Below are 23,950 nucleotides of genomic sequence, written 5' to 3'. Positions count from 1 at the left end.
TATACAATTGCCTACAACAATTGTATATCCTTATTGTCTATATGTCGCATATATGTTCTAAGATTAAAAATTACTCTTTTCCAGCAGTTTATCCAAAGGACTTTTTATGTTTTATTTATATGAATGGTTTTGGTATAAATTTCTGTTATTTTTGGAGAGCTATGTCCTAACATATTTTGTACATATCTCAAGTTTATATGGTCTTCGATACAATGCGTGGCAAAAGAATGGCGAAGTCTATTGACGGTTGCCCAAGAATTGGTATGAGTTTCTTTTACAGCCTTTCTAAAAATAGCTTGAACGTTCGTCGTGCTATACTTTCCTCCCGTCTTACCTTCAAAAAGCCAATATGAGGGTTTTTCATTTTTATAATAGGTTCTTAATAGTTCTACTAAATAAGCGGATAAAATCGTCTTTCGATCTTTTATAAACAAGTACGTTTTTTTAGAATGAATGTCTGTTATTCTTAAATTTAGGACTTCAGAAATTCTAAGGCCGGCTGGAGTGTCTACATATTCAGGTTTTTGAATTGGGTGAGGAACACGTTTAGAATTTTTGAAGTTCCACTGGGTTCCAAACAATTGTTCTTTACCTTCTTCGACGAGTAAACGATCTCTCATCTTTGCATATCTTTTCGTGGATAAAACATCTTTAAATTCAGTCATAAAAAAATTAAAATACTCGAAATTATCTCGATCACGAGCCAACCATATCAGGCCATTTTTAGTTTTATCATCAATCTTACCTTTTCCTCAAAAACGCGTTGCTCTTTCCTTGAAATAATTTCTTACATGTTCTATTTCACCTGCATCTCTATAGGCTGTTATTCTTGTCTGAAATAAAAAAAGGAGAAAGTTTTCGTAAAAAGGAGTATTGAGATGGCTATTTAACATTAATAAACTGATTTTTAGTTAGATAGTATGAGTTTTTGATAAAAATAATCTATACTTTTTTTATGCTATTTAGAACCTTGTAGTTTTCGTGAAAATATTTTTTAGCTTTAGACCAATTAAAAAAGTTTAGAGTACCTTAAATCTCAAATTTATTTTTTAAATTTATGCTTTATGCCGTATTTAATTTTTGGAAGTCTTGTTTTCCTAGAGCTTTGTGCGCCTCCCATAAAATATAAAAATGGAACAAGATACATTAGATAAGAGTCTTTTTAGATTAAACCCAATTCCCTCTTGGGTATACGATTATACCTCCTTAGAAATACTAGATGTAAATTTATGTGCCATAAAGCACTACGGATACTCAAGAGAAGAATTTTTGAGTATGACCTTAAAAGACTTGCGGCCATCAAAAGAAGTTTCAAAGCTTATCAATGCTCATCTTGATATAGAAAATAGAGCAGGAAGCATCTATTTTGGCACTTTTACGCACCAAAAAAAGAATGGTACTCTTATTCAAGTAGAAATTAATGGGCACAAAGTTGATTTTCTTGGTCGTAAATGCCACCTTGTAATTTGTCAAGATGTTACGCAAAGATTAGAACAAGAAAAGCAAATTCTTCAAAGTGAGCAACGTTTTAAAGCATTAGTGCAAGAAGGTGGCGATATGATTAGTATTATCGATGCCGATGGTAAATATAGCTATACAAGTCCTACCACAACTTCCATATTAGGCATTACACCAGAAGAATTTGAGGGAAATACAATCTTTGATTTTATTCATCCAGATGATGTACAAAAATCGGCGGATTATATGAAACGAATTACCACTGAGCATAAAGTGAAAGTTAAGCCCTTTCGATTGCTAGATGGTAACAAAAATTGGCGTTGGATTGAAATGGTCTTAACCAATATGCTTGATAATCCTGCAGTAAATGGTATTGTTGCCAATTCAAGAGATGTAACCGAACAAATGAATGTTAAAAAACAACTTGAGGCAAATGAATTCTTTAGTCGTACCGTATTAGAAAGCAGTCCTGAGTGTGTAAAAGTAATCGATAAGCAAGGTCGTCTTCAGTTTATGAATTACAATGGGCTTCGTCTTATGGGTTTTGACGATTTTGAACAAGTTAAAAATAAGGCATGGTGGCTTCTTTGGGGCAAAGAAAATGAAATCTTAGTAAAAGAATCTTTTGATAAAGCGCTGATTGGAGAAAGTTCTCAGTTTACGGTATTTTGTCCTACAACTAAAGGGGCTCCAAAATGGTGGGATGTGTTAGTTTCGCCTGTTCATAATCCATCTGAATCTGTACAAAAAATCATTGCAGTTTCTCGAGATATTACTGATCGCAAAAAAGTAGAAAGCCGATTACAAAATCTATCAGACAATATACCAGGTGCAGTTTTTCAATACCTATTTTACCCAAATGATAAAGATAAATTTATCTATGTAAGTAGTGGAGCCAAGAAAATTTTGGGCTATAGTTCGAAAAAAATCACACAAAACCCAGAATTGGTTTGGAATCAAATCAGAGCAGGCGGGAATTTTGAAGCAGTACAACAAAGTATCTTAAACGCTGTTAAAAACAAATCTCAATGGAACATAAAGTTTCCAATAATACAACCAAATGGAGAAAAACGTATACTTCATGGAATGGGAACCCCCGAATTTATGGCTGACAACTCGGTGCTATTTAATTCTGTAATACTAGATGTTACCGAGGAAGTCAAAAATCAAGAATTATTAGACGAAGTAACAAAATTAAGCAAGATTGGTAGTTGGGAAATTGATTTGGTAAAAAATACGATTTATTGGTCTGATCAAGTGCACCAAATATATGAAACCGACCCCGCTACATTTGTGCCCGATATCGAAAAGGCGATCAATTTTTACCGAGAGGATTACCGAGATATAGCGCGATCAAGTTTTAAGGAGTGTCTGATAACGGGAGAACCTTATGACATTGAATCTGTTATTGTTACTGCTAGCAAAAAAGAACGTTGGGTGCGTACTACTGCAAAAGCAGAAATTGTTGACGGTGTTTGTGTTCGTATTTACGGTAGTTTTAAAGACATGCATGATCGTAAGGAAAGTGAATTAAGATTAAAATCTATTAAAGATGATCTTCCTGGAGTTTCTTTTCAATATATGATAGCTCCTGACGGGAAAAACTCCCTGCATAATGTGAGCAAAGCTTCTATAGATGTATGGAAATTTAGTCCAAAAGAATGTGAATTGAATCATGATTTGATATGGAATCAAATTAAAGCGGGTGGTGATTTTCAGCTTGTAAAAGCATCCATTAAAGAATCTATTGCAAATAATAAAAAATGGAATGTACAATGGAGAAACGTATTACCCAATGGAGATGTTAGGTGGCATGAAGGCTATGGAAGCCCCAATAAACAAGCAGATGGAACCATCATTTTTAATAGCTTAATTTTTGATATTACAGAAAAATATAAAGCTGTAGAACTGTATGATCAAGCTTCTAAAATGGCTAAAATTGGTAGTTGGGAATTAAATATGGTACAACAAGAAAATACCGAGAATATGTATTGGTCGCCTATGGTCAGAAAAATATTAGAGGTAGACAAAGATTATAAGCCCTCACTAAGCAAAAGTTATGATTTATATTTAAGAGAATACAAAGAAATAGCACGTAAGGCAGCAGAAAACCTGATTGATACCGGCGAAGCTTTTGATTTAGAGCTCCCAATTAATCTGGGAAATAATCAAATTAAATGGATTAGATCCATTGGTCACGCAGAATTTATTGATGGAGAATGCCAGCGAATTTTTGGTAGTTACCAAGATATTCATAAACGTAGAATTGCAGAAATTCAATTAAAAACCATCACTGATAACCTACCAGGGGCCGTTTTTCAATATGTACTAAAAGCTGATGGTACAGATGAAATATTATATGTGAGTAAAGGATCTTCTCAAATATGGGGACTTACTCAGGAAGAAGCTAGGTTATATCCTGAAAAAATATGGGATCAAGTTGCCGCTGCCGGAGATATGGAACACTTAGCAGCTTCTATTAAAGAATCTGCCGAAAATCTCTCGCTATGGAAAGCAGAATGGCGCAGCTTAAATTCTAGCGGAGAGCTCCGCTATTTGGAAGGACGAGGCATGCCCCAAAGATTAAATGATGGAAGCATTTTATGGAATTCATTGATACTAGATATTACAGAACGCAAAACTTTCGAGGAAAATTATTTGGTAGCACAAGAAGATCGGGTTGATATTTTAGAAAGTATTTCTGATGCATTTTATCGCATAGATGAAAACTGGAATTTTACCTATTTTAATAAGGAAGCAGAAAACTTATTAAAAAGAAAAAGCCAAGACGTTTTAGGAAATAATTTTTGGGAAGAGTTTGGCCCTGTTCAAGGAACCTTATTAGAAAAGAAATATCATAAAGTTGCCAAGACAGGAAAATCAGAAACTTTTGAGTATTGGTATCCTGGTGATAATTGCTGGTACGAAATCAACGCCTACCCCACTAAAGGAGGTGTTTCTGCCTTTTTTAAGAATATAGATGAACGAAAAAGAGTGGCAGAAGAATTATTAAAAGCTTTTGAAGAAAAGAATAATATTCTAGAAAGTATTGGAGATGCCTTTTTTGCCGTAGATAAAAATTGGATTATTACCTACTGGAATAAAGAGACAGAAGAATTGATGGGGAAAAAGCGAGAAGATGTTTTAGGACATAATTTGTGGATATTATATCCTGATGCTATTGAAAGTGATTTTTCTAGAAACTATCATAAAGCAATGCAAACAGGTGAAAATATAAATTTTGAGGAATATTACTCGTCACGTGATATGTGGTGTGATGTTTCTGTTTATCCTTCTGAAGAAGGATTATCTGTTTATTTTAAGGATATAACCCTAAAAAAACAAGGTGATCTCCGACTAGCTGAAGCCAATGAACGGTTTAAAAAAGTTACAGAAGCTACTTCTGATGCTATTTGGGATTGGGATATTCGTAAAGATATCTTTTACAGATCTAAAAATATTCAAAAGTTTGTTGGTAAGGCTACTTCTAAAGAACTAAATAGTGATGATTTTTGGGAGCATACATTTCACCCTGAAGATAAACAAGAGATTAAGAAAAGTATACATGCTGCCATGATGAACCCTTCAAAAACTAATTGGGAAGGTAAATACAGGGTTTTTAATGAGAACGGTGAAATTATATACGTTAGTGATCGAGGTTTAATTATCCGTAACGATCAAGGAGAGGCTATCAGAATGATTGGAGCAATGACAGATATTACAAAACAGAAAAACCATGAAAAAGAGTTATTGACTTTAAACCAATCCTTAAAAACTTATACGAAAGAATTAGAACGATCTAACGAAGAATTAGAGCAATTTGCTTTTATTACTTCTCATGACTTGCAAGAGCCTTTAAGGATGGTCTCTAGCTTTATGGATCAATTAAAGCGAAAATATGGAGGCCAATTAGACGCTAAGGCGCATCAATATATTTATTTTGCAACAGATGGGGCAAAGCGAATGAAGCATATTATTTTAGATTTATTAGAGTATTCAAGAGCAGACAAACTTTCGGACCCTATGGAAGAAGTAAATTTGAATGATATACTATCAGGATTTAAGCAACATCACCGAAAAATAATTTCGGAAAAGTCGGCAACTATTTCTGCTCCAGAACTACCTATTATTTATTCTTACAAGTCGGCAATGACCAAAGTGATTTATGCACTCTTAGACAATGCAATAAAGTATTCAAAAGAAGATTTGGCTCCTAATATTGAAATAAACGTAAAAGAAAATGACAAGGAATGGACGTTTTCTGTAAAAGACAATGGTATTGGAATTGATGCATTATTTTTTGATAAAATATTTACCTTGTTTCAAAGACTGCACAATAATCAACTATTTGAAGGTACCGGAGTAGGACTTTCAATTGCTAAAAAATATGTGAAATTTCTCGGAGGTAAAATTTGGCTGGAGTCTTCTTTAGGAATAGGTTCTATATTTTATTTTACAATACCTAAAAAATCAATGATCAATGAGTTGATATAAATATCAAAGGTCAAATATTAAAAAAATAAGTAGAATTTTTTGGATGAAAAATTTGGTTAGCAGCAATCTTAGTAATAGTCTACAGCTTTCAATCTAAGTTGTTATAAAAAAAAATAATGAAAAAACAATTTCCAATAATAGGCATTGGGGCCTCAGCAGGAGGTTTAGAACCGTTAGAGATTTTCTTTGAGCAGGTTGCACCAGACACTTCTTTTGCCTATGTAATTATACAGCACCTTGCCCCTAACCATAAAAGTCTTATGGATGAGCTGTTAGCGCGGCATACACAGCTTCCTATTAGCGTCATACAAAATGGCATGATGCTAGAAAAAGGACATATTTATCTCAATCCACCCAAAAAATTTGTAGAAATTAAACATGGTAAATTTGTTTTGTATGAAAAAGAAGACCGAAAATTAAGTTTTCCTATTAGTATCTTTTTTCAATCGCTGGCAAATGAGTTAGAAGAGAATGCTTGTGCGGTAATCTTATCGGGTACAGGGAGTGATGGCAAAGATGGTGTTAAGTTTATCAAAGAAAAGGGAGGCTATGTTGTAGTTCAAGAACCTGAAGAAGCGAAGTTTAACGGAATGCCAAATAGTGCTATCAATGCTGGGTCGGTGGATAAAATATGTAGGGTTAAAGATATAAATGGAGAAATCCATAATTTTTTCAATAATAAACAAGAATTCGATAAAAATCAATATACATACGAAACAGCAAAAGAACTAATTACAAAAATCTTAAAACGAACACAACAACTTATTGAAGTTGATTTTACGGGCTACAAACATACAACCGTATCGAGACGTATTGGAAGAAGAATGAATTTGTTGAATTACACTCGGATGGAAGACTATTATCAGTTTTTAGACAATAATCCTGGAGAAGCAAATTTTCTTTCAAAAGAATTATTAATCGGTGTAACGCGCTTTTTTCGGGATGAAGAATCCTTTGAGGTCTTAAAGCACAAAGTAATTCCGGAGCTGGTAGCACAGAATATGGAAACAAAAACAATCCGTATATGGGTAACGGCATGTTCTACTGGTGAAGAAGCTTTTTCTATTGCTATTTTATTAAAAGATTATCTGAGAAAAAATAAGCTTCTTTTTGATGTTAGTATTTTTGCGACTGATTTTGATAAAGAAGCCATAAAAACTGCCAGCAATAGAGTTTTTTCTGAAGTAATTAGTCATGAAATTCCGATTGAATATTTTAATTCTTATTTCGTTCCACAACGACATGGCTACGTAATTGCCAAAGAAATAAGGGAAATGATTGTTTTTTCCTGTCATAATTTAATTCAAGATGCCCCATTTAATAGAATTGATTTGGTGAGTTGCCGAAACTTATTAATTTATTTAAATGAATCCGTTCAGCAACAACTGTTCAGTTTATTTCAGTATTCATTAAAAACAGGTGGTTTTTTATTTTTAGGATCTAGTGAAACACTTGGCACTGCTTATGAAGAATTTGAAGAGGTAGATAAAAAATATAAAATTTATAGCAATCGAGAAAATAAAAAATTTGTACATCGTCCTAAACTTAGATTGCAAAGAAACAAAATGAATAAAGTCTCGTCACTTCCTATTATAAATTATCCTATTAGTCATGGAAAAAGTAAGATTTTAAGCGAAATTCATCATAATTTAATTCAAGAGTATGTACCTGATTCTTTGGTCATGGATGAGCAATTCAATCTCTTACATACTACAGGAAATATACATCGATGGTTAAGACTTCCTCCAGGAGAAATCACTTCTAATGCTTTAAAAATGATTCCTAATAACTTAGCGATGCCTATTGAAGTAGTGGTAAGCAAAGTTTTTAATGACAAAGAACCCATTACTTTAACCGATATTGTTATTCCTAAAGACTTACAACCTTTTTATGGAAATGAAGAGGTCTTACAAATTCATATCAGAACTAAAAAGATTGATAATAATCAAAACTATTTATTTTTAACGTTCGAAGCAAAAAAAAAGAAGCAAAACAAAACTCCTTTTAAAGAAATAAATATCAGTTCTGCTTCTAGTGAACGTATTGAAATATTAGAACGAGAACTTCGGATAAATAGAGAAACTTTACAAACCACTATTGAAGAGTTAGAATCGAGTAATGAAGAATTGCAAGCTGCCAATGAAGAATTACAAAGTTCTAATGAAGAGTTAGAATCTGTGAATGAAGAACTGTATACGGTAAACTCAGAATTTCAACAAAAAAACACAGAACTAAGTGCCTCTAATGACGATTTAAACAATCTTATTCAGAGCGCAGAAATAGCCATTCTTTTTTTAGATGCACAATTAAATATTCGCAGATTTACACCTGCTATTAAAAAAATATTAGATTTAATTTCTTATGATATCGGTAGAAATATAAGTCATTTTAGAGCAAAGATTCAGCTAGAAAATTTTATGGAGCATATAGAGGAGGTATTGAAAACCTTTTTACCTTATGAAACCAGTGTTAAAGATGCTAAGGGGAAAGAGTATTTGTTAAAAATTAATCCTTTTAGAACCAACCAAAATGAAATTAAAGGGGTTGTGCTGATCTTTATAGATCTTACTCAAGTAAATGCATATAAAAAAGAAATTCAATTGTCGGATACTGCACTTGCCGACTTAAAGTTAAAGCATGCCAATCAAACAGAGATCCTAGAACTCATTTCACAAAACCTAAATGACATGGTCTTAATTATTGACCGAAAAGGAAGTATTGAATATTGCACCCCATCTGCCTCTGCTTTAACCGGCTATACTTATGAAGAGCTACTTGGCATGAATTTTTTCAGTAGCATCAAAGACACAAATCAATTAGACGATATACTACAAGCTGTTAAAGAGTTGGCTAAAAACAAAAAAAGTGGCTTAATCGAATTTCAACTCAAGCTTAAAAAAGGTATAAATCACTGGTTTGAAACCAATTTACAACCTATTAATAACTACAGTGACGGTAATTTTAGAATATTACTTACCGCAAGTGATATACAAAAACGTTCCCTGCGAGAAACAGAATACAAAAGAAACTCTCTTATTGCAGAGCAAACCAATAGTGTTGTAATCATTACGGATACTGAAGGTAGAATTATATTTGTAAACAAGTCTTTTGAGCAACTTACTGGTTATTTTGAAGAGGAAGTATTAGGTATAAAACCAGGTAAACTTCTTCAGGGAGAAGAAAGTGATGCTAAAGTTATTAAAATAATGTCTGAGGCTTTTAAGAATCAAAGATCTTTTGACATTAACATTATGAATTATACCAAAAAAGGAGATAAATATTTAACAAATATAAGGGCAGAACCACTTTATGATTCTAAAGATAAATTTATAGGTTTTTTCTCTATTCAAACTGATATTTCAAAACAACAAGAATACCTAACACAAATTCAAACCTTAAATACAAAGATTCAAACTCAAATGAATAAACTGAAAGAGGCAAATTCGGCTTTAGAGGAGTTTGCTTATGTGGCTTCACATGATTTAAAAACGCCAGTTCGAAACATTAAAAGTTTGTTAGATATTGTAAAAAAGAAAGGAGAAAAATTAGACAAAAAAAAGAAAGAGGAATATCTTGACATTGTTCATTCATCTGCTGAAGAACTTTATAAAATGATTGAGAATCTGCTACAATATTCAAGAACAGGAGCTATTCAAGAAGAGTTAGAAAAAGTGGTTTTACAAGATATTATTCAAAAGGTAATTAAACAATTTAATCAGGATTTAAAGGTAGAAGAAGGTACTATTTCTATCGATATATTACCACAAAAAATAACGGTTTACCCAATGTTATTTAGCAGATTATTAGCCAACTTAATTAGCAATGCCATTAAATATAGAGGAGATGCCCCACCACGAATTAAATTATCGTGCCGTATTGAAAAAAGTGCATTTCTATTCTCTCTGACAGACAATGGTATAGGGATACCAGAAAATCAATCTAAAAACATTTTTAAAATTTTTAAAAGTATAAGGCCAAACAAAGATAGCAATGGCATTGGTCTTGCTTTGTGTAAAAAGATAACAGAATTGCATGGAGGTAAAATTTGGCTTACCTCTAAATTAGGAAAAGGAAGTACCTTTTATTTTACAATTCCTATGCATTATAAGCATTAAAAGAAGAAAAACGAATCTCTTTAAAGAAACTAAATACTGGGGTACAAAATAGGTTTGAGAACTTGTAAAAAAATTGTAAATTTGTTTCTGTGGTTGGCATCTACAGTAACAGATGTACCTTTTTGCTCGTTACATTAACGAGCTATTAAAAATATAATATGAATCTAAAACCAATCAACATTCTTTTAGTTGAAGACAATGAAGGCGATATTGTCTTAACGCTCGATGCTTTTGAAGAATGCAAAGTAAAAAGTGAAATGAATGTGGCAAGAAATGGACAAGAGGCGTTAGATTTTTTATACAAGAGAGGTTCTTTTTCAGCAGCAAAAAGACCCGACCTAATATTACTAGATATCAATCTTCCAATTTATAATGGTCATGAAGTATTAAAAAAAATCAAAACAGATACTGAATTGAAAAAAATTCCAGTAATTGTACTTACTACTTCATCTAATCAAAAAGATATTGATTTGGCTTATGATAACCATGCAAATAGCTATGTAAAAAAGCCATTAGACATGAATGAGTTTTTAGAGGCTATCTTAAAAATAGAAGCTTTTTGGATACAACTATCTACTTTATCAGAATAGAAAATGAAAAGAAATTCTAATAAAAATAAAGGAATCAGTATTTTGGTTTTAGAGGATAATCCAGGAGATTATATTTTGATTGAAGACTTTTTGTTGGAAACCTTTAATGGCGTAAAAATTCATAAAAATCAGGATTTTAAAAGTACTTTAGAGTTTCTGCGAGAAAAAAAGCATGTTGATTTAATTTTACTTGATTTAAACTTACCAGACATGAGTGGGCTTGAATTAATAAAAAATATGACCAAAAATTTTCCTCAAATTCCTATCATTATATTAACAGGATATTCAGATCTCGAACTTGCAAAAAGAAGTTTAGAGTTAGGAGTGCACGATTATCTTATTAAAGACGAAATCAATCCAAGTCTTTTGCATAAAAGTATTGAGTTTGCAATTAGTCGAAACAATTATGTTGGGCAAATAGAGAATCAGAACGAGAAATTGAAACATATTGCCTGGACACAGTCACATATTGTAAGAGCACCTTTAGCAAGAATACTAGGTGTTATTGATATGATAGAAACCCTAAATGAAAATAATAAGGATCTAAAATTTTGGTTAGAACAATTAAAAACATCTTCTATTGAAATGGATGATATTGTTAAAAATATTATCAAAGAAGCTCAAACGTTAAACTTAAACAAAGTGAACAATGACTAAACACTTAATGATTATAGACGATGACCAAATTTTTAGGTTGCTTACCGTAATTATGTCTAAAAATTTGGCAGTATCATCTTTAGAATTACATGAGTTTGAAGATGGCGAATTGGGTATTAATGGTGTAGAAAAATTAAGCAATACCAAAGAAAAAGTGATTATTCTTTTAGATATTAATATGCCTGTTTTAGATGGTTGGGGCTTTTTAGATCAACTAAAAGAAAACAAATATTTTAATATCGAAAATATCGAATTGTATATAGTTTCATCTTCCATAGACGAAAGCGACATCCTTAAAGCGAATAGTTATGAAATTGTTAAAAAGTTTATTCACAAACCAATAGATCAAAACACAATTAGAACAATAGTAAATGGAACAGCATAAATAAAAAATTGTGCACTGTTAGTCCTTCTTATTAAAACTCTGTAAAACCTGCGCTAGGGGTTTTTTTTAAACCTTTCATTTTTGTCTAAATCGGATAGAAATATAGTATTAGTGCTACGTCCATTTAAAAAATTTGTTTGCGATCTATGGCAATCTTTAAAAATGGCTTTTTTTGATACAAATTGGCATTAATTTTTGTGTTTTAATGTTTTGTTATGTTTTGTGAATGAATTCAATTAAAATCTAAAGTTGAGTTATCTTTCTCTAAAAAGATATAGTGTTGTCCGATTAAAATTAGCTAAAGTGTTTTAAAGTATTGATAGTCTTGATTTTCAAGAGTTTTTAAAGTAGTACACCTTGCTATTAAAACCGCTTTAGAATTTATGATGTATCGAAAAATTTAAAATCGTAATAATATTGTTTTTCAGTTAGTTACATTCAAGTCTTTGTTCTTGATTCTAACAGTGAAAGCGGTCTTTTTATCTTTTATCGGACAATAATGAAAAATATATTAAATTTTCAATACCTTGTTAAATATATTTATTTTACTTACATTCGATAGCATCCAAAGTATAAAAAAATGGCTAAGAAAATAGGGGAAAAGAAAAACGAGGAAACAACAGTTTTTGTTCAAGATGAAAACATGCAAAGCACACCTGTTGTAGGTATCGGCGCTTCTGCCGGAGGTTTAGAAGCATTAGAAAAATTTTTTCATACGATTCCGCCAAATACGGGTGCGGCGTATGTAATTATACAGCATCTCGATCCCAACCATAAAAGCATACTCGTAGATTTAATAAAGCGCTATACTAAAATGGAGGTATATCAAATTATTAATGGAGTAAACGTAGAACCTAATACCGTATATATTATTCCGCCAGGCTCAGATGTAATTATTAAAAACAACAAATTGATATTGACTTTGCGTGCTAAACCACGCGTTTTTAGAATGCCGATTGATCGGTTTCTAAAATCATTAGCAAACGATAAAAAAGACAATGCCATTGCCGTAATTTTATCAGGAACAGGTGCCGACGGTGCGCTAGGAGTTCGGGATATAAAGTCTGAAAACGGAATTGTGTTTGCACAGGCTCCCGAAGATGCAAAATATGAAGGAATGCCTCAAAGAGCCATAAATACTGGTTTGGTTGATTATATTTTAGATGCCGATAAAATGTCGGAAAAATTGCTTACTTATATTCAATCTATTTTTGATTTTACAGAGAGCATTCCTATTACTGAAGATTACGGTATCAATATCTTATCAAAAATATTTAACATATTACTTAGAGAAACCGGACACGATTTTACTTCCTATAAACCAAATACCATAGAAAGACGTATAGAAAGGCGTATGAAAATTGCCCAAGTGAGCAATAAAGAGGAATATGTTGCAATTCTTCAAAAAAACAGGGCAGAAGTTGATGCTTTATTTCAGGATTTTTTGATTGGAGTTACTCAGTTTTTTAGAGACTCAGGTGCCTTTAAGTATGTTTACGACAATGTAATTCCCGAATTATTTTCTAAGGCAAATGAAAATGCTCCTATTCGTATTTGGATGCCCGGATGCTCTACTGGAGAGGAAGTATACACCATGGGAATGCTCTTTAAAGAATACATGCTTAAAAATTCTTTAGGCCATTATAAGGTGCAAATTTTTGCTACCGATATAGATAAAAATGCATTAGATAAAGCGCGACAGGCATATTATCCTGATAGTATTTCAATTGATGTACCCGAACACTATTTGAATCAGTATTTTAGCTTGGAAGAAAATAATTACTTGGTAAATAAATCGTTGCGCGATATGATTGTGTTTGCTGAACAAAGCATTGCAAAAGACCCACCTTTCTCAAGAGTAGACCTTATCAGTTGCCGAAATTTACTGATTTACATGAATAGCAATTTGCAAAAAAAAATAATAGCTACGTTTCATTATGCATTAAACCCAAATGGTTTCTTATTTTTGGGCTCATCAGAAACAATCGGTAAAAACCGTAACTTATTTACCACAAAAGATAATAAGTGGAAACTTTATAAAAAAAATAACGTTTTATCAAACAATGTTTATGATTTACCTTCTTTTTATCCAGCTAAAAGAGAAAGAAATCAAATTATAGAAAAGCCCATAGTGAAAGAAAAAATAACCCTGAAATCTATTGCAGAGAACGAAATTATTGAAAATTTTACACCCGCTGCCGCAATTATTGATAATAAATTCGATATCCTCTATTTAAAAGGAGAAACAGCTACCTATTTGCAACCAGTAAAGGGTGTTATAAGTGTGAATATCATAGATATGGCGAAACCCGATATTCGAATAAAACTTAGTATTGCCTTGAATAAAGCCGTTCGGGAAAACAAAAAAATAATAGAAGAAAAATTATATATTAAAACCGATAATCATTACAAATTTATAAATATTCATATAAAACCGATTGAACCTAAAAATGATGTTAGCAATCTATTTCTAGTAGTTTTCGAAGATATTACCGAAAAAGAACTGTTTACAGATGATATAGCGATTAGTTTTAGCGATAAGAATACCAATTATATCAAAGTTATAGAAGAGGAACTAAAAAACACAAAAAGTTATTTACAATCTGTGATTGAAGTGGCAGATAGCACCACCGAAGAATTAAAAGCAACCAATGAAGAGCTACAATCCTCTAACGAAGAATTGCAAAGTACCAACGAAGAATTAGAAACTTCAAAAGAAGAGTTGCAATCTATTAACGAAGAACTGATTGCGGTCAATAGCGAACATCAGAAAAAAATTGGTGAATTATCGGATATGAGCAACGATATTAGCAATTTGCTCACGAAAACGAATATTGCTACAATATTTTTTGATTTAGATTCGAAAATAAAAAAATTTACGCCCCAAGTCAAAGAATTTGTGGAGTTGATGAATGCGGATATTGACAGGCCCATTAAAAATTTTTCGACCGGATTAAATTATCCTGATTTTCAAAAAGATATTTTACATGTAATTCATACTCTGAATACCATAGAAAAAGAAATTGAGAACGCAGAAAAAAGCTTTATCTGCCGCATTATGCCGTACCTTACCATTGATAATGAGGTAACCGGAGTAGTAATTACATTTGTGGATGTTGCTGAACTAAAAAAGACCAAACGAGCACTAAGAGAAAGTGAAAAATTACTCGAAAAAAAGAGTAGAATTGCACAATTGGGCAGCTGGGATTTTGACCCTAAAACAACTAAAATCACATGGTCAAAAGAAACTTATAGAATTCACGAAGTGCCACTAGATTTTGTGCCAAATTTAAATTCTGTCATTGGTTTTTATATCCCAGAACACCAATCAATTATCCGTAAATTAGTAGATAAATCGATTCATATGGGTAAATCGTTTACTACTGAGCTGATGATTACAACCCATAATGGAAACCAAGTTTGGGTGCGTACCATGGGAGAGGCCGTTTATGAAAGCAACGAAATCATCAAAATTTCGGGAACAATTCAAAATATAAATCAACAAAAATTAGCATTATTAGCTTTAAAAGAAAGCGAAAAGAAATACAAAATAGTTTTCGAAAACTCATCCGATGTCATTATTATTCATGATTTGGATATGAATATTATGAACATAAATAGTCAGGCAATCAAAGAATTTGGATATTCAAAAGACGAGTTTCTTCAACAAAAGTTTTTCGATCTGCATGCTCTAGACGAATTATCGTTCGCTAAAGAAGTATTAAAACAGCTAGAAAATAAAGACCTGATAAAGGTTGAAACAAAATTTCGGAGAAAAGACGATTCTGTTTTTTTGGCCGAAACAATATTATACAAATACGAGTTGGATAATCATCCTTTGGTTCACACCGTGATTAGAAATAATACAGCACAAAAAAGCTGAAAATAAATTAAACTTTAGCACAGCTAAACTTAGCTGAAAAAGTGGTAAAAATCGATATATAGAGTTGGAACCCAAAAATAATTAAGTACAAAATTATAAGGAAGTCCATTCCAATTGAAGAAGGAATACTCATTTTAGTTGATAAAAATTTTAAAAATAAGGTTTTCTATAAAGGTATAGATCATAATAATTTTGGTCCCACCATATTTTATATTTTAAAAAAATACGGTAAGTCTATTTTATAAAAAAAACAGAAATTAATAAAGTTTATTAAAGTTATATAAATGAAAACTAAGCAATTTGAATAAAACCAAGTTGCTTTTTGGCGTATAAATGTTTTCTGTATTTCTGAATGAAAAAGCAAGGTTTTTTAAAATGGTTGGCAAATAGTTGGCAAAATAAAGTCAATAAAACCAAAAAACCGTTGAAAATCAAAGGATTAACAACGGTTCTTGTACTGAAGGCGGGACTTGAACCCGCACGGCCATTACTGACCACTGGATTTTAAGTCCAGCGTGTCTACCAATTCCACCACTTCAGCATTGGTATGATATAAAATAGAGCGAAAGACGGGATTTGAACCCGCGACCCCCACCTTGGCAAGGTGATGCTCTACCCCTGAGCTACTTTCGCAGTCTTGATATTTTTATGAACTTAATTTCTAAAATCGTTATTTTAGAGGTGCAAATATAATAAGTTTTATAGATCTCACAAATACTTTTCGTCTTTTTTAAAAAGTTTTTTTAAAAAAAAGAATTCAAGTAATAAAAGCGTTTACATATAAGCTCTTACCAAAAGTTTTTTAGCTATTTTTAAAGAGTTTATTCATGTTGATTTATTGTAAAAGTTGTTGTTAATCATTTAGTTATGATTTTTATATGCAACAGCTTTATGTTTTTAATTCCGTTTTATAAAAAAGAAGAAGTTATATTTAGAAAATTAAAAAAACACACTTTAAAGGCTGTAACATTCATTGAATCCTATAATGCTGTCATAAATCGTTTCTTTTTAGCTTATTTTTTAAAAAAAAATACTAGAATGAAAACTTTTCCAATTATTTTTAATCGAAAAGAATTTCCCTAGTATTTGCAATCGTTGTTTTTTTCTTCATCCTTAAAAAAAGGAAATGGTGCTAAAAATACCAGCTGTTTTTCGCACCATTTCATAATTGATTTCATAATTTATTACCAAAATACACTATATAATACCACTAAAATTAACATGACTGCAAACGCACCAATATTAAATAACGGACTCGTTTTAAACATTGCTTTAGAAATGTCAATTCCTTTTTCGTCATCTGCACCTTTATGTTGAAAGTAACTTACCAAACCAATTACGATCATAGTCAAAATTACAGTATACCCCATTTGATCCATAAACGGAACATCAACAAATAGCGAACTCGTAGACCATCCTTTTGGCGCTACTTTAAAATACATCGCAATTGGAATAGAAGCTAATGCCCCAATAATTGCACCTTTGTTGGTGGTCTTTTTCCAGAACAATCCTAACATAAATACGGCTAAAATACCCGGACTTACAACACCTGTATATTCTTGAATAAACTGAAATGCTTGGTCTAAGTTTCCTAATAAAGGCGCCATAATACAAGCGATTAACAAAGCAATACCCGCAGAAATTCTACCCATATTTACAGTAGCTTTATCACTTGCATTTTTATTGATGTATTGCTTATAAATATCCATTGTAAAAATAGTAGACGTTGAGTTTAACATGGATGCTAAAGAAGATACAATCGCTGCTGCTAAGGCTGCAAACGCCACACCTTTGAGCCCTGTTGGTAAAAATTGTAACAACCATGGATAGGCTTTATCAGCTTGTTCTGTACTTGGTAAATTCTCTAAGCCTGCCATACCCAAACGCGCCATAATTTCAGGATCATTGACCATTACATAGGCTGCAATTCCTGGAATTACAACAATTAACGGAATGACTAACTTTAAAAATGCTGCAAATAGAATTCCTTTTTGTGCTTCTTTTAATGATTTTGCAGCCAAAGTTCTTTGGATGATATATTGATTAAAACCCCAATAATATAAATTCGCCACCCACATTCCTCCAACAAGCACTGCAATTCCTGGCAGGTTTTTATACTCAGGATTTGATTCGTCTAAAATCATCGTAAAACGTTCTGGAACAGCATCATAAATTGCAGATAAGCCAGCAAACATACCTTGTCCGTCAGAAACGGTGTTTAATGCCAAATAGGTTGTTACCAATCCGCCAATGACTAGAAAAACGACTTGAATCACGTCTGTCCAAGCAACTGCGGAAAGACCTCCATATAAAGAATAAGCAGCAACAAATAATGCTAAGCCCACAACCCCATACATCATCGGAACTCCCAAAATGGTTTCTAATGCTAGAGAACCTAAATACAAAACAGTGGTTAAGTTTACGAAAACGTATAAAGCAATCCAAAAAACGGCGAGTATGGTTTTTAAATTGGTAGAGTATCGTTTTTCGACAAACTCAGGAATGGTATACAATCCTTTTTCAATAAAAATTGGTAAGAAATACTTTCCTACAATAATTAAGGTGATGGCAGCCATCCACTCATACGAAGCAATGGCTAATCCAGAAGCAAAACCAGAACCAGACATTCCAATAAATTGTTCAGCAGAAATATTGGCAGCAATTAAGGAAGCTCCAATAGCCCACCAAGGCAAAGATTTACTGGCTAAAAAGTAATCTTCTGCGTTTTTTTGGTGTCCTTTTTTATCCCTAGAAACCCATAAACCGACTCCTAAAATTAAAATGGCATACGTAATGAAGACGACATAGTCCCACATTTCAAATCCTGCTTTCATAAATTGTTATTTTGTGTTTTGTAAATTATTAATTTGGTTCTAAAGGTACTGTAAAATTAATAGGTATTTATTGATAAAAGGGGGCTGATATTGGTCATAAATAGGGGTGTTATTCATCTAAAAGGTTAGATAAGTGTGCTGCAAATACAGTTTTGTTTATTTTATCGTCTAATTATTTTTTTCAAATAAAAGCAGCTTTAAATACGCTTTTTAACTTTTCTGTTCAACGCTATTATTTGTATTTCATTTCTTAAAGATATTAACTTCGGAATTTAAAATAGCATTCCGAACTTCTTGTAAGCGAAACTAAAGGTTTTTATAAAAGCCATAAATTAGGATAATTTTTGTCTTTGAAGTTGCAAGCACATTAAAAAGAACACATATTATTCCCTTCATGAAAACACTTATTCCGTACTTAAATACATTTATATTCAAAAGAAACTCAAATACTACCGCGCCCTTTTTTTTAGCAACTTTATCTTCATTTTATTGTAATTTTATAATGTTAATTATTTATACTTCCCCCAATTATAAAAACAAATAGCCATTCTTTTAATATGTGCATTAGGTTGATGCCTTTAAGTATTCGTTTACGAACCTATTGAACAGTTTTGGAGAATAATTAAATACCAGTATGTTTTTTTAAATTCCGTAAAGGACGGTGTAAGTTTTTTATGGAATAATTAAGAAGTTGATGTATAGAGATCATCAGAGAAATCATCCATCAATTAAAAAACCTATTTCAAATTGCTAAAATGCATCCTAAAAATTGAATTAAGTAACCGCTAAAAATGATCCAAAGAAAAGAGAATATCAAACAGTAAGTATTGTTTAATTGTGACTTTTGTCATAGTTATTGTTTCATGATAAAGTTAAATTCGATATGCAATTAATACTGTATTTTCTTAATTTTTAGCAATCATTTTTTAATACTTGGATATCGATTTTTTAAAATATAAACCCTATTAAATCATCAATTATGAATCTCCCTACAAAAATCACCTTACTATTGATGTTATTTTTCGTGTCAACCGTTCAGATTAATCACGCAAATAATTTAACAGATACCCATGAGTTTATAAATGATGCTTCTCAAAAAGAAAATTCAGTTTCTTTTTATGAAGCCTATAATGCTAATTGGACAAATATAAAAAATGACAAAAGAGGTCATTTATGGAATACGGCAGCGCCTAAGACTATAGAAACTTTGACATCTGAATTGGACGATAAAAAGAATTACCTAGCAGCTAATGGTTATAGCTCAAAACCAAAAAATAAAATTACGATAAAAAGTAGTAAATCGTTTAGTAATTCAGAGGTATGTTCACCTGAAACGTCTCTAAGAATAACGCAAGGTACTAGATATGGTATTTCAAGATCTACATTAAATAATAGTGGTGTTCCATCATTTTGTTTAGCCTTAGGTATCGATGCCCCAAGTGAAAATGAAATTTACTTCACAACATTAACGCCTGATGCAGATATTAGTTTTGAGAATGAGCTCTATACAAAAGCTGAAATAAGAGAACTTGTGCAACGCACAGTATCTTTAATTTATCATCCAGATTATGCGCCATCAGATCTTCCTGTATCTCTTTTTAATAATTTTTATCTATCAATTCAATATGTTATTTGGCACTGGACAAATAATGTAAATGTAGATATGAGTGCTTCTTGGGTAGCTAATGATGGGCAAACGTATAATGCTTCTCATATTAAGGATTGGGTTCTTGATGGGACTTTAAGTGCAGCGAATGTATTTTGGATGATACCGGCTAATAATAGCACGCAGCCAGAAGTTTTATGGAATCAAACTTCACGTCCAGCGCCTGAAGTAACAGAGATAGCAATTTGTTCAGATGACACCTATCAGTGGTTGGCAAATGGTGTTACTTATAATGGCTCAGACGGAAATACAACAGTAACCATAGAAGGAAGTTCATCGATAAAATCTCAGGATGCAATTGTTTGTGCTGCGAATCAAATCCTGAACATAACAGTTACACAAAAGCAAATTGCAGACAATATAACATCTTCATCTACAATGGCAGAAAATCAGACAAAAATATTAGAAGGGAATCCTTCTGGAGGAACTTGGTCTATCATTTCTGGTGGCGGAATACTTAACGGTTCTACGTACACACCAGATGATATTAGCATCAATACAGAAGTTACTATTAGGTATACCATTGCTGCCGACGGAAGTTGTGGAACAACAACAGATGATGTTACTTTTACGGTAAATACTGTAGGAATTCCATATACTCCAACATCACCAGCAGACTGTTTTAGTGTTTTTGTAGAGAACAATGCAACTTTAACAAGTGGTCATACCAACGGAAGTTTAGCAGTCGGTGGCGATGTTACGATTAACGGTACGTATGGAGTAGGGTCGCAAGATTGTGGCTGTTTTGAGAACAACGGAAACAAGCTTGGTTTACTCGTGGGTGGTCAGGTAAATTATACTTCGGGTGTTTTAACTGTAAGTAGCGCTAGCCAGTATGCTCAAATTGGTGTTAGTAATGGATCAAATGCATGGTATGTAGATCCAGAAAATGCGCCCACACCCATAAGAATAACACCAGAATCTGATTATAATGCAAGTTCTTATATTCAATTAATGGGGAACGCAGCAGCATTTAATGCCTCGGCAGGAAGCAATGCTGTTTTTGCGCAAAATATCATTGATTTTTCTTTAGCATTTCAAGAATTGAGAACGAACTCCATTAGTATGTCAGAAAATGCACACAATGTTTCTTTAGAAGATAATGCGGGTAATTCAATAGCAAATACCGTATTACCGAGCCAAGTAGAGGTTTTTCTGAACAAGGGAACGAATTACATGAATATAACAGGAGCAGATTTAAATAGTGTTCAGACGTTTACAACACAAAATCACCCAGATTCAGATAAGGTTTTAGTGATTAATGTAGATGCACCAGGAGTATTTTATTGGGATGTTTGGTCTCAAGGAGGTATTGCAGATCAAGATGCACCGAATGTGCTTTATAACTTTTATAATACAACTGAATTGCATTTAGAAGGAAGTCAAGAAATTTTGGGAACTGTATATGCACCCTTTGCAGAGGTTATAAAAACGGTGAATACAACAGCTATTTTAGGACAAGTAATTGCATCCTCATTTACGCAAGATGGAGGAGATATTGAATGTGCCAATTTTACAGCCGAAGTAAAAGCACCCGCGCCACCATCAGTTGCGCCTATAGCAGCCTTTAATGTAAATAATAATGAGTGTTTAACAAGTAATACTTTTGTCTTTAATAATGTATCCAACACAGGATTAATATCTCAGCCATTAGATCCAATTTCATATACTTGGGATTTTGGAGACGGAACGAGTAGCGCATTAATGAATCCAACAAAAAAGTATGCATCAGCAGGAACATATATGGTTACTTTGTCTGCTATGAATAGTTTTGGAACAGATACCATAACAGCACAAGTTACTGTTTTACCAGTAGCAGATGCGATAATTACAATGCGCACTAGAAGTTCAGGAAATGGTTCTGTAAACAAAGACTTTACTTTAGAAAACCCAACAGCTTATACAAGCTATTCTTGGTCTTTACCAGGAGAAGGTTCAGTATTATACCCAAATCAAGCAGAAGTAAATTTTGCTTTTTCAGAAGCAGGGATGTATACGCTTACCTTAACAGGAATCAATTCAAACGGATGTTCAGTAGCAACAACGTTTCCTTTTGTGATAGAATCTAGCGAAGTATCTAGTGGAAATGGCGGAGGGGTAGAAAGTGAATCTTTAGGAGACGCAATTTCAAAAATATACGTATCAAGAAAAAAGAATTCAGTGCCAACAGAATTTGTAAAGTCTAGTGAAAACGTTTACAACAAAAAGAAGATGAAGTCTTTACAGCCTTATCAAGGAAAAGGACAAACGATGTTAGACATGTTTCCTTCAGAATTGGTAGCCGGAAATGTAGCCAACATCACTTCTCCAACGGATATTTTAGATTACACTGTAGCCGATGAAGTATTGTCTGTAGATTTTTCTTTAGACGGCAAAACAAAAGGAGTTGTGTTAGGAATTAAAACTTCGGATAAGATTTACAATCATACCAAAGCATCTTGTGACCGATTAAGAGGCGCAGAGATTTTAAATATCCAAACAGTGCAATTAGAAGGCTATAATTTCTTAATGCAAGGAATTAAACAAAGAAACGGATTGGTAGAGTATGCGATTTCTTTTGCAACGGCAAAGAACAATAATGATAATAGGTATACTCTTCAGACAAACTGGTATGTAAATGCATATACCAAATTTAATGATGTGTATAACTTTCAAGTATGGTCTACAAACCCAGAGGATACTAAAAAGTTAGTAAGCGATATTTTAGCAAATTTAAAAACGTTTATTCCTATAAATCAAACAGAAATTCAAAAAGTTCCAGAAACGTATGCAGCAAAAATTTCAAGAGACAAAGCAGATTTAGTGATTCTATTAAGAAGTACCAAAACGGGTTTAAATACCGAGATTTCTATGGAAGAATTATATTCAGAAACTGCCAATAATGTAAAATACAGATACAATCCTGTAAACACAGCGCTAGAGCAAGTTTTAAAAATTGACATCAAAGATGGATATGAATATGATGCGCTCGTAAAAGTAAATGGTGAAATAGAAGATGCCTTCTACCATGCTGATGGTAATTGGGGCTTAGACTATGATAAGCAATACACTGAGGTAAAAAATTATTTTGTATCAAATAATTTTAATAGAGAATACCAAGACGATGAACACCCAATCAACAGAAATATAGAAATTACGGCAACGAGTGAGTATGATTACCTAACGGTTTACAAATCGTTATTACCAGGTACTTTATCGGCAGATTACTCTGAATACAACTATGTAGCTTTTACAGCAAAAGGATCTGGATTGATGGAGTTAGGCTTGATCAAATCCTCCATTGAAGATTGGAAATCACAATACAGAGTGATGGTAGATTTCTCAGAAGAAGAGCAAACCTATTATGTTCCTTTTGATGTGTTTACTTCAAGCGCTAGCCAAGAGAACATGACAGCAGAAGATTTAACGACGTTAACTTTTACATTCTTACCCGTAGAGGCACAAACGAAAGAATTAGATTTAACAATTTCTGATGTACGATTTACCAAGACGGCAGTAGAGAGTCAGACGGTTCAGAAAATCGAGAAGTTTGAAAATGAGTTTATGGCATATCCAAATCCAAGTAAAGGCAATGTAAACTTATTATTATTCAGTGAAACTGATACAGAAGCTGCAGTAACCTTATCAGACATCACAGGAAAAGTAATTTATAGAGGCAAAGCACAATTAACAGCTGGTAAAAACGAATTAGAGTTTGATTTTAAAGTAAAAACGGGCGTCATGTTATTACAAGTAAATAGTGCAGAAGTGAATTACGGAACTTCTAAAATTATTTTTAAATAATAGATCGGAATTTTAAAAACAATAAAATAAAAAAACGTCTTCATAATTTTGTGAAGGCGTTTTTTTATGTTTTAAAATGGACAAT

The 23,950-nt window shown here is 32.5% G+C and carries 9 protein-coding genes and 2 tRNA genes; 7 read left to right on the top strand and 4 right to left on the bottom strand.

What is annotated here, in order from left to right; all coding sequences use genetic code 11:
• Nucleotides 1–104: 104 nt before the first annotated feature.
• Nucleotides 105–665, bottom strand: a complete 561-nt coding sequence (locus K8354_RS14630; protein ID WP_223441984.1) for a tyrosine-type recombinase/integrase — start codon at nt 663–665, stop codon at nt 105–107.
• A gap of 466 nt (nt 666–1,131) precedes the next feature.
• On the opposite strand from K8354_RS14630, the gene K8354_RS14625 reads away from it, so the two are divergent.
• From K8354_RS14625 to K8354_RS14600, 6 genes are all read left to right on the top strand, one after another.
• Nucleotides 1,132–5,952, top strand: a complete 4,821-nt coding sequence (locus tag K8354_RS14625) for a PAS domain S-box protein (protein WP_223441969.1) — start codon at nt 1,132–1,134, stop codon at nt 5,950–5,952.
• A 116-nt stretch (nt 5,953–6,068) separates the two neighbouring features.
• Nucleotides 6,069–10,067, top strand: coding sequence for a CheR family methyltransferase (locus K8354_RS14620; RefSeq protein WP_223441966.1), 3,999 nt, complete (start codon nt 6,069–6,071; stop codon nt 10,065–10,067).
• Between the two features lie 158 nt (nt 10,068–10,225).
• Nucleotides 10,226–10,657 (top strand): response regulator, encoded by a 432-nt coding sequence (locus K8354_RS14615; RefSeq protein ID WP_223441963.1) that lies wholly within the window; start codon nt 10,226–10,228, stop codon nt 10,655–10,657.
• Nucleotides 10,658–10,660: 3 nt separating this feature from the next.
• On the top strand, nt 10,661–11,314 hold the full coding sequence (locus K8354_RS14610; protein ID WP_223441961.1) for a response regulator: 654 nt from the start codon (nt 10,661–10,663) through the stop codon (nt 11,312–11,314).
• Entirely contained in the window at nt 11,307–11,699 is a 393-nt protein-coding gene (locus K8354_RS14605) for a response regulator (protein ID WP_223441958.1), read from the top strand. Before K8354_RS14610 ends, K8354_RS14605 begins: the two co-directional genes overlap by 8 nt.
• A 580-nt stretch (nt 11,700–12,279) precedes the next feature.
• Complete coding sequence (locus tag K8354_RS14600) at nt 12,280–15,582, top strand: chemotaxis protein CheB (RefSeq protein ID WP_223441954.1); 3,303 nt, start codon at nt 12,280–12,282, stop codon at nt 15,580–15,582.
• A gap of 455 nt (nt 15,583–16,037) precedes the next feature.
• Here the strand turns inward: K8354_RS14600 and K8354_RS14595 are convergent.
• The 3 genes from K8354_RS14595 to K8354_RS14585 all read right to left on the bottom strand — a co-directional run bounded on the left by K8354_RS14595 (nt 16,038) and on the right by K8354_RS14585 (nt 18,416).
• Nucleotides 16,038–16,123: transfer RNA gene (locus K8354_RS14595), tRNA-Leu, on the bottom strand.
• A gap of 20 nt (nt 16,124–16,143) precedes the next feature.
• A tRNA-Gly gene (locus tag K8354_RS14590) sits at nt 16,144–16,215 on the bottom strand.
• 551 nt (nt 16,216–16,766) lie between these two features.
• Nucleotides 16,767–18,416, bottom strand: a complete 1,650-nt coding sequence (locus K8354_RS14585; RefSeq protein WP_223441951.1) for a sodium/sugar symporter — start codon at nt 18,414–18,416, stop codon at nt 16,767–16,769.
• A 979-nt stretch (nt 18,417–19,395) separates the two neighbouring features.
• On the opposite strand from K8354_RS14585, the gene K8354_RS14580 reads away from it, so the two are divergent.
• Complete coding sequence (locus tag K8354_RS14580) at nt 19,396–23,865, top strand: collagen-binding domain-containing protein (protein WP_223441948.1); 4,470 nt, start codon at nt 19,396–19,398, stop codon at nt 23,863–23,865.
• Nucleotides 23,866–23,950 lie beyond the last annotated feature (85 nt).

It is taken from the genome of Polaribacter litorisediminis, from assembly GCF_019968605.1.
Classification (GTDB): domain Bacteria; phylum Bacteroidota; class Bacteroidia; order Flavobacteriales; family Flavobacteriaceae; genus Polaribacter; species Polaribacter litorisediminis.
The sequence above is the reverse complement of the archived record's forward strand: the minus strand, read 5'-3'. Positions and strand labels throughout refer to the sequence as shown.

What these genes read in the sequence shown, in the direction of transcription:
- K8354_RS14630 (WP_223441984.1), bottom strand. Translation starts at nt 665, where the DNA reads ATGACTGAATTTAAAGATGTTTTATCCACGAAAAGATATGCAAAGATG.
- K8354_RS14625 (WP_223441969.1), top strand. Translation starts at nt 1,132, where the DNA reads ATGGAACAAGATACATTAGATAAGAGTCTTTTTAGATTAAACCCAATT.
- K8354_RS14620 (WP_223441966.1), top strand. Translation starts at nt 6,069, where the DNA reads ATGAAAAAACAATTTCCAATAATAGGCATTGGGGCCTCAGCAGGAGGT.
- K8354_RS14615 (WP_223441963.1), top strand. Translation starts at nt 10,226, where the DNA reads ATGAATCTAAAACCAATCAACATTCTTTTAGTTGAAGACAATGAAGGC.
- K8354_RS14610 (WP_223441961.1), top strand. Translation starts at nt 10,661, where the DNA reads ATGAAAAGAAATTCTAATAAAAATAAAGGAATCAGTATTTTGGTTTTA.
- K8354_RS14605 (WP_223441958.1), top strand. Translation starts at nt 11,307, where the DNA reads ATGACTAAACACTTAATGATTATAGACGATGACCAAATTTTTAGGTTG.
- K8354_RS14600 (WP_223441954.1), top strand. Translation starts at nt 12,280, where the DNA reads ATGGCTAAGAAAATAGGGGAAAAGAAAAACGAGGAAACAACAGTTTTT.
- K8354_RS14585 (WP_223441951.1), bottom strand. Translation starts at nt 18,416, where the DNA reads ATGAAAGCAGGATTTGAAATGTGGGACTATGTCGTCTTCATTACGTAT.
- K8354_RS14580 (WP_223441948.1), top strand. Translation starts at nt 19,396, where the DNA reads ATGAATCTCCCTACAAAAATCACCTTACTATTGATGTTATTTTTCGTG.